This window comes from Stanieria cyanosphaera PCC 7437 (assembly GCF_000317575.1).
GTDB classification, from domain to species: Bacteria; Cyanobacteriota; Cyanobacteriia; order Cyanobacteriales; family Xenococcaceae; genus Stanieria; species Stanieria cyanosphaera.
The window spans coordinates 949956-964620 of sequence record NC_019748.1 but is presented as its reverse complement, the minus strand read 5'-3'; the positions used below and the strand labels follow the sequence as shown (position 1 = coordinate 964620).

General features: G+C 36.1%; 12 protein-coding genes and 1 pseudogene. 6 read left to right on the top strand and 7 right to left on the bottom strand.

All coding sequences use genetic code 11. The annotated features are described in order from the left end of the window. Positions 1–85 precede the first annotated feature (85 nt). From ndhI to nuoK, 3 genes are all read left to right on the top strand, one after another. Positions 86–682 (top strand): NAD(P)H-quinone oxidoreductase subunit I, encoded by a 597-nt coding sequence (ndhI, locus tag STA7437_RS04220; protein WP_015192132.1) that lies wholly within the window; start codon positions 86–88, stop codon positions 680–682. Positions 683–752: 70 nt separating this feature from the next. Then, positions 753–1367 (top strand): NADH-quinone oxidoreductase subunit J, encoded by a 615-nt coding sequence (locus STA7437_RS04215; protein ID WP_015192131.1) that lies wholly within the window; start codon positions 753–755, stop codon positions 1365–1367. Between the two features lie 80 nt (positions 1368–1447). Next, a complete protein-coding gene (nuoK, locus tag STA7437_RS04210) occupies positions 1448–1753 on the top strand; it encodes an NADH-quinone oxidoreductase subunit NuoK (RefSeq protein WP_015192130.1) in 306 nt (101 codons plus the stop codon). A gap of 86 nt (positions 1754–1839) precedes the next feature. On the opposite strand, the gene STA7437_RS04205 is transcribed toward nuoK, so the two are convergent. Then, entirely contained in the window at positions 1840–3396 is a 1557-nt protein-coding gene (locus STA7437_RS04205) for an iron uptake porin (protein ID WP_015192129.1), read from the bottom strand. Between the two features lie 714 nt (positions 3397–4110). Here STA7437_RS04205 and STA7437_RS04200 point away from each other — a divergent pair. Beyond that, on the top strand, positions 4111–5511 hold the full coding sequence (locus STA7437_RS04200) for a TldD/PmbA family protein (protein ID WP_015192128.1): 1401 nt from the start codon (positions 4111–4113) through the stop codon (positions 5509–5511). Between the two features lie 125 nt (positions 5512–5636). Here the strand turns inward: STA7437_RS04200 and STA7437_RS04195 are convergent. From STA7437_RS04195 to STA7437_RS24670, 5 genes and pseudogenes are all read right to left on the bottom strand, one after another. Then, a pseudogene (locus STA7437_RS04195) lies at positions 5637–5843 on the bottom strand (IS701 family transposase); the annotation flags it as partial. Positions 5844–6282: 439 nt separating this feature from the next. Then, positions 6283–7266, bottom strand: a complete 984-nt coding sequence (locus STA7437_RS04190) for an alpha-ketoacid dehydrogenase subunit beta (RefSeq protein WP_015192127.1) — start codon at positions 7264–7266, stop codon at positions 6283–6285. Between the two features lie 86 nt (positions 7267–7352). Then, positions 7353–8129, bottom strand: a complete 777-nt coding sequence (locus STA7437_RS04185; protein ID WP_015192126.1) for a Mut7-C RNAse domain-containing protein — start codon at positions 8127–8129, stop codon at positions 7353–7355. A 395-nt stretch (positions 8130–8524) separates the two neighbouring features. Further along, on the bottom strand, positions 8525–9997 hold the full coding sequence (zds, locus tag STA7437_RS04180) for a 9,9'-di-cis-zeta-carotene desaturase (RefSeq protein ID WP_015192125.1): 1473 nt from the start codon (positions 9995–9997) through the stop codon (positions 8525–8527). Between the two features lie 45 nt (positions 9998–10042). Continuing rightward, the gene (locus STA7437_RS24670; RefSeq protein WP_150109032.1) at positions 10043–10834 is read right to left on the bottom strand and encodes a hypothetical protein; all 792 of its coding nucleotides are present in this window, start codon (positions 10832–10834) and stop codon (positions 10043–10045) included. A gap of 839 nt (positions 10835–11673) precedes the next feature. Between STA7437_RS24670 and STA7437_RS04170 the strand changes: the two genes are divergently transcribed. Further along, on the top strand, positions 11674–13395 hold the full coding sequence (locus STA7437_RS04170) for a helicase HerA domain-containing protein (RefSeq protein WP_015192123.1): 1722 nt from the start codon (positions 11674–11676) through the stop codon (positions 13393–13395). On the opposite strand, the gene STA7437_RS04165 is transcribed toward STA7437_RS04170, so the two are convergent. Further along, complete coding sequence (locus STA7437_RS04165) at positions 13373–13552, bottom strand: hypothetical protein (RefSeq protein WP_041619139.1); 180 nt, start codon at positions 13550–13552, stop codon at positions 13373–13375. The two genes, STA7437_RS04170 and STA7437_RS04165, sit on opposite strands and share 23 nt — an antisense overlap. A 301-nt stretch (positions 13553–13853) precedes the next feature. Between STA7437_RS04165 and STA7437_RS04160 the strand changes: the two genes are divergently transcribed. Beyond that, entirely contained in the window at positions 13854–14603 is a 750-nt protein-coding gene (locus STA7437_RS04160) for a J domain-containing protein (protein WP_015192122.1), read from the top strand. Positions 14604–14665: the final 62 nt, after the last annotated feature.

Genomic DNA, 14665 nt, shown 5'->3' with positions numbered 1-14665 from the left:
TTAATTAGTTAAGATCGAAAACTCAATAGAGATATCTGTTGAATTTAGGAGTAGAGCAACTCACAATCACAAAGGACAACAGATTATGTTTAAAGTTCTCAAACAAGTTCAAGATTATGCCAAGGAAAGTTGGCAAGCAGCTAAATACATTGGTCAGGGTTTATCAGTAACTTTTGACCACATGAGAAGAAGACCAATTACAGTTCAATATCCCTACGAAAAGTTAATTCCTTCAGAACGCTTTCGCGGTAGAATTCATTTTGAATTTGACAAATGTATTGCTTGTGAAGTTTGCGTTCGTGTTTGTCCGATCAATCTTCCTGTAGTTGACTGGGAATTTGACAAAGCAGTTAAAAAGAAAAAACTAAATCACTACAGTATTGATTTCGGAGTTTGTATCTTCTGCGGTAATTGTGTTGAATATTGTCCTACCAATTGCTTATCCATGACCGAAGAATACGAACTAGCAACTTATGACCGTCACGAACTCAATTATGATAATGTGGCTTTAGGTCGCTTACCGTATAAAGTTACTCAAGATCCAATGGTGACACCTTTACGAGAATTTGGTTATTTACCCAAAGGCGTAGTCGATCCTCACGATCTTCCTGCTGGTTCTAAAAGAGCAGGCAAAGACCCTGAAGAGATTCTAGCAGCAACAAAAGCTGAAGATAGTAACTGAAATATCAAAATCGGGAAGAATTGATCAATTTGTTCTATCCCGATTGCTTAATTAATGAAAGGAGAATGAAGTGACCTTAGCTGAAGGTGTTCAAATAGTTTCTTTTGGCGTTTTAGCTGCCATGATGCTGGCTACAGCTTTAGGAGTAGTGCTGTTATCTAATATCGTTTATTCAGCATTTTTATTAGGAGGCGTATTTATCAGTATTTCTGGGATTTACATTCTACTCAATGCTGATTTTGTTGCTGCTGCCCAAATCCTAATTTACGTTGGAGCAATCAACGTTCTAATCTTGTTTGCCATTATGTTGGTAAATAAACGCGAAGATTTTTCGGCAATTCCTCGTCGTTGGATTCGTCAGGGTGCAACTGCATTAGTTTGTCTGGGATTATTTTTGTTGCTGGGAACTATGGTAATGGTTACCCCTTGGGCAATTGATAGTACTTCACCTGCGATCGTGGAAAATACCATCGTAGCAATTGGCGAGCATTTTTTTAGTGACTTTTTATTGCCATTTGAATTAGCTTCTGTGTTGTTATTAATGGCAATGGTAGGAGCAATTATTTTAGCTCGTCGCGATTTTATTCCCGAAATTTTAGCTAGGCAAGAAACTATTACTACTAGTTTGACTTTACCAGAACGTCCTCGTGATTTGATTGGTAGTAGTTCGACAACAGAAAAATAAAAATGAGTGAAATTTACTCAATCTAGTAAATAACAACTCAACAATATAATTTTGAATCAAAAATTTTAAGAGAGGAACAAGTGCAACTGGAATATTGTTTACTTTTAGCTGCTGCTCTTTTTTGTATTGGTATTTATGGCTTAATTACCAGTCGTAATGCAGTGCGGGTTTTAATGTCGATTGAATTAATGCTTAATGCGGTTAATCTTAATTTAATGGGCTTTTCCAATTTTTTAGACCCTACTGGAATAAAAGGTCAAGTATTTACAGTGTTTGTCATTACTGTGGCAGCAGCAGAAGCAGCAGTAGGATTGGCGATTATTTTAGCAATTTATCGCAACCGCAACACTATTGATATGGAACAGTTCAATCTACTGAAATGGTAAAACTGGAAGTGGGCGATTTGCCCACCTCCAAAATGATTTGGCGGATTTTAATTAGGAAAGTGAGAGTAAAAGCTTAGAAAAAGCAATTAAAAACTAAAAGTAGTGCGAATAGTACCAATAACTAGATCATCATTCTCCTGATTATTATCAGGGGCAGAAACCCACACCACCCCAGGAGTAATCGCAATATTATCACTCAGCATGTACTGATAAAACGCTTCAACGTGTAAGGAAGTATCCGCATCATCTCCAATCCCTTCAATACTTGAATCAGTTACCCACGGTTCCATCCCTACAATGATTCCTGCTAAATTCCCTTCTTTACCTAAATCAGGCAATGCTAAAGTCGCTGCCCAATTCCACACATCCTGTGTACCTCGGTTCAATTGTCCTGCTAAAGAATCAAGAGTGGTAACTTTACTCAACGTACCCCAACCACCGACAATCAGGCGCGTGCTTATACTATAGGAAAATTGTAAGCTATAGGAATTACTCACTGTGGGTACAGCTTGCCCAAATAAATCTTCAGTTAAAGATTGGATGTTAGCTAGATTACTACCTGTTTCGGTATCGCTTTGGTTATAACCATGCACATAGGTAGCAGCAATGGTTAAACTTTCACTAGGAGTAAAAGTAATTTGTCCCAGGGCTGAAAAAGGGCCATTCAATAATCCATTTCCTTGAGTTGCCTCATTAGCAGGAGAAGCTAAATAACCAGCACTTAGTTCTAATGTATCTGCTAAACGATGAATAATTCCCAACCCAGCATCTCCTGGAGGTAAATAAATCGGGTTGCGAGTGCCAAAAGCAGAAATTGCTCCAGAAGCAGCATCGCCATCGAGGACACTCACGGTATTGGCAATGTCATCGGCTGCGATTCCTGCTGGACCTAAAATTATATTAGTCTTGTCTCCCAGAGGAAAGTTATAAAAGAGTACTTCTAAACCCAAATCATTATCGGCGGGTTCGGCAAAGGCTAAGTCTCCTGCGAAGGTGCCAGTTTCTTCGGCAAAGGAGGGAAAGTTGCCTGTGGAAAGACGGGTAAAGAGTAAGTCTTTTCCTGTGAAGCTGGTTTCTAGTTCGAGGCGGGTACGATTGCCTAAGACGGCTACTTGATCTGCCTCTCCTGCCAAGACGCTACCTAACCCAAAGATTACTTCTCCTGCTAGTTTGGTGGTGGTGGAGAATTGATGATCTTCTAAAAACGCAGTCCTACTTTCTAAATCATCGACTCTTCCGCCTAAAGTAGCAAGTTCAGCTTCAAATTCTTGAGTCAGTCGGTTAATAGTATCTAAATCTTCTCTAGCAACTGATTCAGACGAAGCAATTAATCTTTCAATCTGATTTAAACAAGCATTTAATCCTGCTGCAAATTCGTAACGAGACAAAGCTTGATTGCCACGATAAGTTTGATTGGGATAACCTACAATACAACCGTAACGGTCTACTAAACTTCTTAATGCTTCATAAGCCCAATCTGTAGGAGATACATCCCGCAATTGATTGACATTCGTAACTTGATTGATTGATTCGCTAGAATATTGTTCTACTTCTTGAATTACATCTGCTGTTTGGGCTTGTACAGGATTAGAAAAACCCAACCCACTAATCCCTACAAGAATGGGGATAATTTTTTGTTTCATGGTCACAGTCCTCACACCATTTGAGTTTTAGGTAATGATTATCATTCTAAATGACAAGGGATGCACAAATTTGATTAATATCTCTAGATTCTGAGGCAAACGATCTTGCGAGAATCTTGACGACAGATTTTAAAGAATGAATTGCTTTTTATAAAGTGTGGACAAGACTATTTCTATAATTTTTTTGTTAACATTGTCCTGCACTATCTAATTTGCTAGCAATTTTGTCTATTTAATTTATAAGCTTTTCATTTGACTTAATTGATTTTAATCAAATCTAATTAGCTTTTCATAATCCAGTTTTTGTAAAAAATTCTCAATTAATTCAAAAATCAATATAGTGTATTTTAAGGAAACTTTTTGGTTATTTTATAATATTTTTATTTAAAATTTTATACCTAAACTTAACGATTAGGTTTAAAAAAAATAATTATAATAATCAATATTAACAATAGTAAAAGTTAAAAATAAGTAAATAAATGATAATTCAATTAAGTTTTTTAAATTAAAAGTTTATTGAGATATTGAGCAAATTTTTAATTAAAGTTCAACTTAGTTATGGTAATGATTTTTAAGTCTTGAATGATGTAAATTAAATGTAAAATCGTTTAAATATAAATCTAAAATACACTCAGGATATCAATTGAAAATCTAAACCCTTAAAGTTTAATACAACAAGTTAATCAAAATAGAAACCAAGATATCTTCCTAATCATGACTAATTTACTCACCGATCGCAAAAACCTGATTGCAGATTTAATCACTCGTTATCGTTCCCGCGTTGACTTTCTTTCGATTCGCCTCGAACAAGCAGAAGGTACTGATATTTCCTTGCGAGGAGAAAAAATTGAAACCCTTAGTGAAGGAACATCTTTGGGTGGACAAGTCAGGGCTTTTTACAAAGGAGGTTGGGGTTTCGCAGCCTTTAATGATTTATCTACTTTAGTTCAACGCATCGAAGAAGCGATCGCTGCTGCTAGAATTGTGGGAGATGGAGAAACTACCATCGCAGCAGTAGAAGCTGTACAAGCTACTTGTCAATTACCTCTAACCAAAACCGATCCGCGTTTAATTTCTTTAACAGATAAAAAAGCTCTTTGCGATCGCTATAATCAAATTTTACGTAGTTACGATCAAAGTATTATTTCTACTTCGGTTCGTTATAGTGATACCACTCAAACTATTATTCTAGCTACTTCTGACGGCAGTTTAATTGAGCAATCTTGGTCAGATTTGGAAATGCGTTTTTCTGCTACAGCGAGAAATGGGGAAATAGTACAAACTGGTAGAGAGACTTCAGGTTCACGTCGAGGATATCAGGATTTAACTAATCTAGATCTACAAGTTGAAGCAGCAGCTAGACGTGCAGTAAATGCCCTTACCCTGCCAACCGTGAAAGGTGATACCTATACAGTAGTGATTGATCCAATCCTAACAGGTTTATTTGTTCACGAAGCTTTTGGGCATCTTTCTGAAGCAGATATGGCTTATGAAAACCCAGATTTATTAGAAGTAATGAGTATGGGTAAACGTTTTGGTTGTCCCCAACTACAAATCTTTGACGGTGCAGCACCAGAAGGACATCGAGGTTCTTATTATTATGATGACGAAGGAACACCTGCAACTACTACTCAATTAATTAAAGATGGTGTTTTGGTAGGAAGATTGCATTCTCGTGAAACAGCAGGAAAATTAGGAGAACAACCCACAGGAAATGCACGCTGTTTAAATTACCATTATCCTCCCATTGTCCGCATGACCAATACTTGGATCGAACGAGGCACAACACCAGTAAAAGATTTATTCCAAAATATCAAAGAAGGAGTATATGCCAGTAATTGGTTGGGAGGTATGACTAATGGGGAAATGTTTACCTTTAGTGCTGGAGAAGCTTGGATGATTCGTAACGGAGAAATAGCCGAACCAGTCAAAGATGTAACTCTTTCAGGAAATGTATTTAAAACTCTAGCTAATATTGAAGCGATCGCAGATGATTTTTATTGGGATGAATCTGGCGGTTGTGGTAAAGGCGGACAAAGCGGTTTAGCGGTTGGTTGTGGAGGCCCTAGTTTAAGAATTAAAAATGTCGTTGTTGGTGGAGAGGCAATTGAATAATTAACAATATTAGTGAGTTGCATTAGTGAGATTTTTTTAATAGCGATCGCGTTCTTAACTTAACCCTCTTTTGTCACTCTCCGAATTTAAAGAGTAAGAAATAATTCGATTTATCCAGAAAGAGATCTTATTTCTGATGTTTGATTACTAAATATGCGCTCAAATTTAGACCACTTGTTAGCTCTAACTCTTTGAGATGATGGCATAAGTACCCCATGGTTACTTCTAATCGCCAAGACCCAAGATAATTTATATTTGTCTAAAGTTCTAATAAATAAACTAGCTTCACCATATAAACTATCAGCCAATACTAATTCAATCTTGAACATCTCGTTTTCAAAACAAAACTTTTGTCGTTCATCAAGCAGATAAGATACGGACAAAGCTACAAGAAACCTATGGAGAATTTCCTGACGTGTTGAATTAATTCGTGAGGATAGCTCTAGATAACAATGTTATTGCGATCTCAAGTTGGTCTTAAAAATTGCGATCGCATTTCAATCAATCTTAAAATAGAAGAATTGAAGTATAGCAGTACAAAGAAAGATTAGGACATTATTGTAAATCGTAGGGGCGATTGGTCAATCGCCCTGACAAGATTTGCGTGTCCTAACCTAAATACGTAGTGTTATAGCAGATAAAATTAGGGTATCTATCTCACTTGCGTCCGCGAGTGCCGTTTAAGATCAAATAAATGAGAAGTTCTAACAAGCACATCAGTTTAACTGGTTAGCAATAGTTAGGGTGGGTTAAACCCACCGAAGCTAAAGATCAAATTCGGACTGACATCATTTTTTGAACTGCTTCCACAATTTGTTCTGGTTGAACGATAGTCAGTCTTTCTAAAGCACCATTATAAGGAGTTGGGATATCTTGAGAAGATAACCGTAGTACTGGCGCATCTAACTCATCAAATAACTGTTCGTTAATCAAAGCAACTAATTCTGCTCCAATCCCGCCAGTTTTCATACATTCTTCCACGATAATAACGCGGTGAGTTTTTCTGACTGATTCACCAATAGTTTCCATGTCAAAAGGTTTGAGGGAAATCAAGTCAATAATTTCGGGGTCGTATCCTTGTTTTTCTAAAGATTTTAAGGCTTGAGTACAATGGTGACGCATCCGCGAGTAAGTCAAGATGGTAACATCTTTACCTTTTCTAACTATTTCAGCTTTATCTAAAGGAACGAGATATTCTTCTTCTGGTAAATCTTCTTTGAGGTTGTAGAGAAGAACGTGTTCAAAAAATAACACTGGATTATCATCTCTAATGGCAGATTTTAATAATCCTTTGGCATTATATGGGGTAGAACAAGCAACAATTTTTAAGCCAGGAACTGCATGAAAATATGCTTCTAAGCGTTGAGAGTGTTCTGCACCCAACTGTCTTCCTACACCACCAGGGCCACGAATTACCATAGGAATTTTGAAATTACCACCTGAAGTATAACGTAACATTCCTGCGTTATTGGCAATTTGGTTAAACGCCAACAACAAAAAGCCCATATTCATCCCTTCAATAATGGGACGTAAGCCAGTTAGGGCTGCACCAACAGCCAAGCCACAAAAACTGTTTTCGGCAATGGGAGTATCTAAGACTCGTAATTCACCATATTTTTTATATAGGTCTTTGGTAACTTTATAAGAACCACCATAATGACCCACATCTTCTCCTAAAACGAAGACGGTATTATCTCTAGCCATTTCTTCGTCGGTAGCTTCTCGTAGAGCATTAAATAATAAAGTTTCTGCCATCTATTTTCCCTATATCAGCAAAAGATAATCCTATCATTACTCAATGTGGTCTAATTGCTTATTTGTTTACGATTAAATTTTTTCTTTCAACCAGATTTCCTCTGCTGATAACTGTTTGATTGAGTATTAGATAACACCTGTTGCACAAATTGTTCCATTCTAGAAAAATGAGAACCTTGCCAATAAATTTGACTGCAATTATTACAACGGTGAAATTGCTCAATTTCTCGGCGTGTTTGTAAGGGAAGTTGATCGAGTATTAATTTTTTATCAACTGCTTTGAGGATGCCATTGCAACGAATACATCTTTGAAACGGTTTGACTAAATTCAATAAATTAAACTGTTGTAAAATCTCGACAATTTGTTGACTGGGTTTAGTGGAACGCACATAATATCCGTAGGTTACTACACTGCGCATTAATACTCCGCGATCGCGTGTTAAAATAATTCTCGTTTCTTTGGCACCAATTTCTGCTATTTCGGCATCTTCATAATCATTACGATATAAAGTATCAAAACCAAGCATTCTTAAAGAAGAAGCTAGTTTACCCAAATGTACATCTAAAATAAATTTTGGTTTGGTTGGTAGCGGTGGTTGTAGAGATATTATTGGTACAACATCAGGCACAATCCCAGCAGGATAGATGATAACGCGATCGCCATCTTGTAAAATATAGGAAAAATCAACTGTTTGTTGATTAACGACAATATAATTAACTTCTGGATGAGGAACACCTAAAGATTCAATCGCATCTTTGATTGAAGGACGTTCTTTGAATTGATGAACAAAGTTAACTTCTTTTTGATGGGAAGGCAAAAAATAATTTAATTCGCCTTGAAAACAAAAAGTTGCTACTCCCATAAGTGATTAAGACTAGTTTATCTTTATTGTAGCTAGTTGAAAAAGGTAAACATCGTAGAGACTAAGCGGTGCTACGTCTGTACAAAAGTTATAGTTAGAAAAAGCATTTTTAAACCATCAGATTCTTCTCAATACGCGATCGCTCGAAATTTGATTATTTGGATGGGGAAGTAGTGTAGTTACTACGGGCAAACCATAGTTCAAAAAATCTATGCTAAGGTTCTAAGTACAGATACAAGTACTTAAACTATTAGTATTATTTGTAGAAAAACAGCCAGATAAAAACTATTGGCAGCCAGCAAAATATCTTTGAATCAGTTCAACTAAAATTGTTTAAAGCTTTGGTAGGGAAGCAGGGTTAGCTTTCTTTTTTTTCCCTGCTTTTTTTCTCTTAATTAACTAACTATTGATACTGAAGGAGTAGATTTTAACTGCTTAATATTATCTAAAACGACTTTAGCTGCTTGTCGACCAGAAATAGTAGCCCCTTCCATACTATCAATATAGTCTTGTTGGGTATAACTACCAGCTAGAAAAAAGTTAGCAACTGGAGTTTGTTGGGGTGGACGATAAACATCCATTCCTGGTGCTTCTCGATATAAAGATTGGGCTAATTTTACGACGCTATACCAAGTCATATTTAATTCCCTGGATGAAGGAAATAATTTATGAACCTGTTGCAGAACATGATTAGCAATGTCTTCATTTTTTGCTTTAATAAAAGGATCGCCCGGAGTTAGTACTAATTGTAATAACGATCCTTGTCCTTGGCGATAATAACTTCCAGGACTAGCTAAAGCTAAATCAGAAAAGCAAGAAAAATCGGCATCGGCGGTATAAAGTAAATTATCAATTCCTGCTGCTTGTTTGAGTTGTTGGCGTTTTTGAGGATCGTTTAATTCGGTTACCCAACCATCAAAGCGTAGTTGTACTGTAGCGACAGGAACAGCTTCTAATTTATAGATATTGTCAAATTCTGACCATTTACGCCACTGTTGAGGCAAAACTTTTTGAATACCAGGCACATCACAAGCACAGACATAAGCATCTGCTGTAATAGTTTCTTCGTTTTCTCCCTGGGCAACTACTAAACCTGTAACTCTGGTAGTATTTTCTTCTGTAGCAAATAAAATTTCTCTAACTCGGCGACGAGTATAAATTTTTGCTCCTCTGGCTTCTAAATAATCAATAATGGGTTGATGGAGATATTCATGAGGAGAACCTTCTAACATCCGCAATACTGACGCTTCTGTTTTTGCAGCAAAAAATTGGAAAATCGTCAACATACAACGAGCGGAAATATTTTCTGTATCAATAAAACCTAACGCATAAGCAATAGGATTCCACATTTTTTTGAGGCTACCATTATTGCCTCCGTGCTGACGAAACCAATCGGCAAAACTAATCGAATCGAGACTACGAATAGTTTTCATCGCACCTTCAAAATCAACCAATCCTCGAACTATTGGACTAGTCCCCAATGCTAAAGAATTAGCTAATTTATCTACTGCTGATAATTGAGAAGAAGTAAAAAATGCTTTTAATCCATGAAAAGGCGCACCAATAGGAAAACGGAAATCTAATTCTCCTTTTTTGCCTCCCTCATTAATAAAAGTATGGGTATGTTCTTTTAAGCGTAAATTATCAATCGCACCCACTTTACGCATTAATTCAAACAAATTATAGTAGCAACCAAAAAAAACGTGTAAACCCATTTCGATATGGTTACCCTCTGCATCTACCCAGCTACCAACTTTTCCGCCTACAAAAGGACGAGATTCAAAGATTTCTACATCCCAACCAGCATCTACTAAATCGATAGCTGTTGCCATGCCAGCTAATCCTGCACCTACAATTGCAACACGCATTCAGCTTTTTTCCCGATCATTTTGCTTTACATATTGTAATGTATTTTATTCCTCTTCTAATTTTCGTTGCGCTAAGGTTTTAAGTTTGTGATAAAAAGTAGAAAAATCAGGTAATGGTGTAAATTTATGAATAAGTTTTTGTTCTGGTTTACTGCGTGAGTTATTAGGCTGATGAGGTAGTCCTAGGGCAGAGGCAGGAGAAAAGTTTGATTGGGATCCCGTCGAGTCATCGAATTCTTCAGATTCTGTATCGGGTGAAGCGTATAAATCTTGAAAATTCACTTCTGCTCCCGTCTCTTGATTGGTGGGTGAGGGAGAAAAATAGTTAGACTGTTGGTTTTTTGCTTCAATATTAGTTATCTCTTCTTCGGGTAACTCAGATGAATTTTGCTGCAATACTTTATTTTCGTTGCTTGATAAAAGCTCTTGAGAAGTTAACAGTAAATTAAGATGTGTTTTTGATACTGGCGCTTTTTGATCAATGGGTGTAGTTTCTACAAATTCGTCGGATAAATCTGCTAAATGTCTAGGTAACTTTCGAGAAATTAATCTTTCAAATTCATGAGTAAAATGGGTATTGGGATTACCCAAGCGTAACCAAACTGCTAAAATTTGTTCGATAGAAACAGCTTTATATCTACCTAAATAAAGAGCTTCAATAGTAGCTAAACGAATCCAATTAGAATGAAAACTTTTGAGCCATTTTTCCATTAATTCTTCAACAGTAAAAGTTCCCAAATCAAACCCATAGCGGGTAATTAAGGCTACTGTTTGAGCAATTGCTAAGTCTTGATTAACATTGGTCATCAACTTTCTCTGCTGAAGTCTGTCAGCCATACACTGCTGTTCAAATATAGTGTCTACGCTTACCCAAATTCTTTGGTTCAATAACTGAACTACTATTATGCAGTTTAAATCAAATTAATTGCGATGACACTTATCTTTGGTTAACTATATTACTTCTTTAATTTTTGCTTTGGTTTATGATAATAGATTGATTTAATTTAAGAGCTTAATTTGATGTATAACATATCAAGCAGTACGATAAAAAGACAATAACGGAGTATTTTTATTTCAATTGAGAAAATTCACAATAAATGTTTTTTGTCGATAACTAATGAAACTTAACAATCAGTTTTTTACTTAATTCGCACTTATTTGGTTGCTAAACTAGCTATTTTTCTGGCTATTTGTCTGTGTAAAATGTAACTAGTTTAAGAGGAAAAATAATCAGTGTTTTTGCTGGTTTTTATATATAGTTTTCAAATTGATAAAATACGATTCAATGCTTTGGTTTTTGGTTGATAATTGATTGTTTTTGAACCTTTGCTATTACTCAGAGCTAAAGGCTGGTTAGTTAAATTATATGAAATAGAAAAAAGAATGCTACACATCAATCTGTCTCCGCATTTGTGCATCAGCCATTCGTAGCAAATATTTAGCAGACTTCATGTTAGCTCAAAGTCGCGATCGCGATCAATTACGCCAATACAACTTATAACTAGGAACAGATGTTGCCTAGGTGCATCGCGAGGACTTTAATGATAACTTCGTGACTAAATTTAGCTGTTAGATTTAAAGCTTGTTTATCTATTTCATTAATTTAATTGTTACTATTTAGTACAGCCAAACTAAGTCTGGAGCAATAATTGTCCCATTCCGCATTAGGATCAAACATGAATTTAGATTTGCCTCTCGGTTCGGTTATTCAAGGCTCGTTAACAAAGGGTTTAGAAGTAAGATTACATCCCGATGTCTCGGTTGAAGATATGCGAGTCGGAAAATTTTTAGTGATCAGAGGAACGCGATCGCTTTTTTTCTGTTTGCTGACAGATGTTACTTTGGGTGCAGCTAGTGAAAGAATTTTGGCTAATCCTCCTGCTATGGAAGATTCTTTTTTGCGAGATGTTTTGGCAGGAAGCGGTACTTATGGCACAGTCCAAGTTTCACCGATGTTGATGTTAACGCCTTCGGCGACTCAAAAAGATTTACCGACAATACCAATCGAGCCTAAATCTAAAAAAAGTAAACTAGCTTCCTTTGAAGCTCAAACCAGTACTGATTTAGAACTACTTCCCGTTAAAACTATCCCTTCTCATTTTAGTCAAGTTTACGAAGCTAGTGAACAAGACTTTCATACGGTTTTTGGTTGGGAAAATGATCCTCATCGTCGTAATTTCTCAATCGGTCAACCTTTGGATATGGATGTACCAATCTGTATTGATTTAGATCGTTTTGTCGAACGAAGTAATGGAGTTTTTGGCAAATCGGGGACAGGTAAATCCTTTTTAACCCGTTTGTTGATTTCTGGAGTTATTCGTAAAGGTGCAGCCGTCAATTTAATGTTTGATATGCACTCCGAATACGGTTGGGAAGCGATGCAAGAAGGAAAAAAGGTTAGTACGGTTAAAGGTTTGCGTCAGTTATTTCCCGGACAAGTTGAAATTTATACCCTCGATGCCGAATCTACTAAACGTCGTGGGGTTCGAGAATCTCAAGAATTATATCTGAGCTACGATCAAATTGAAATTGAAGATCTTAAATTAGTTGCCAGAGAATTAGGTATTTCCGATGCTAGTTTAGACAATGCCAATATTTTGTTTAATGAATTTGGTAAGTCTTGGATCATTCAACTGATGAATATGACTAATGAAGATATCAAGATGTTCTGTCAGGAAAAACAAGGACATCAAGGATCTATCATGGCATTGCAACGTAAGTTACTTCGTTTTGAAACTCTCAAATATCTTCGTTCTACCTGTCCTTTTAATTATATTGATCGCATTTTAGAATCTCTCGATGCTGGTAAACACGTAGTTGTAGAATTTGGTTCGCAATCAAATATGCTTTCTTATATGCTGGCAACCAATATGATCACCAGACGTATCCATGCCAGTTACGTCAAAAAAGCAGACAAATTTTTGCAATCTAAAAATCCCTTAGATCGTCCTCGTCAATTAGTCATTACCATTGAAGAAGCTCATCGTTTTCTTGATTCTGCGATCGTTCATCAAACCATCTTTGGTACGATCGCTAGAGAAATGCGTAAATATTTTGTTACGTTATTAATTGTCGATCAACGTCCTTCAGGAATTGATAACGAAGTCATGTCTCAAGTTGGAACTAGGATTACCTGTTTACTCAACGATGAAAAAGACATTGATGCGATCTTTACAGGAGTCTCAGGCGCACAAGGATTGCGATCAGTTTTAGCTAAATTAGATTCTAAACAACAAGCGTTAGTTTTGGGTCATGCTGTTCCGATGCCTGTGGTAGTCCGTACCCGTGCTTATGATAGTCAATTTTATGCCGAAATAGGCGATCCTGATTGGGGACAACTTCCTAATGAAGAAGTCTTTGCAGCAGCCGAAACCGCTAAAGCAGATTTAGGATTTTGACGACTCCCGCCAACTTTAGTGGGGGATTCTCTCGATCATGAAGAAGTTTTTTTTTGTCGCGAGCGTAGTTTTGGGGGTTAATCCAGCTATAGCGATCGCGTGGTAAGTTCTTCGCCATACTTGTAATGATAGTTTGTTCTAATTCTGAAATCGCCAAAGGTTTAAATTTCTCCTTATTCTTTCTGACAGTCCTTAATTATCTATAAAAAAAACAATTAATTTAACTGTCGAAGTAAAGTATAAAAAGCTTGTGTAAAATTAGCTAGCTTACTAAGTAAAGATCAGGTTTACAGATGTCTTATTCTCCATTCCTATTGCTATAGTTAATAATTTACTTAAACTTCACTTTAAATTAATGAAATTGCAAAATATTTAAGCAAAAAAATTGCTAAAAAGATTAATAAAATAAAATAAAAACAACTGATATATTAATCTTCTATAATTACTAGCTAATTCCAATGAATCTTGTCGATGCGATTGCTAAACTACAATCTCAACTGCAACAAATACAAGTCAAAGAAGAACAAAACCAACAAGAACAAGCAACTATCAATCAAACTATTCAAGAGTTGGAACAAACAATCCAGCAACAATATCAACGCCAAAGCGAACTAGATCGAGAAGCAATTGAGCTTTATCGTCAAGCAGAGGAAATCAAAGTAAAATTAGCCAAATTAGCAAAAATAGCTGCTTTTTCTCAGCAATTTCAAGTTTTAAAAGCTGAATGCCAGGATAATCAAGAATTATTACAAACATTATATTCTGCTTTGCCGATTCCTCTGGCTCAAGACACCTTAACTGGAGTTTTTAAGGATCATAATTTTTCCGAGCAAAAAACATTCGTAGAGCAACAGCAAACTGAAGAATTAATTTTTAATCTTGCTTCTGATCAGCACAATAGTGAAGATTCATTTTTAACTATTGAAAAAATTAAAGCTGCTTTACCTCATGCAGAATCAATTTATAAACAAATGGTAGTTCGATATTTAGACCAATATCAAACCTATCAAAATTTTATTATTGATGAGTTAGATTTAATTTGGTGTTCTCTGGCTTTTGTTGCTTTTGGACGTTCTTCTTATCGTAAACTGAGTTTAAAACATCATCCCGATTTAGATGGTTCGCAGCGTGCTATGCAACTAATTAATGCTGCGTGGGAGATTTCTCAAGATTATTTAACTCATTCTAATGATACTGTTAAAAATTGAAAGGTAAAAGGGAAAAACATTAAGCAAAGTTCTAACTATTTGCGTTATAATTCAAATCCTCT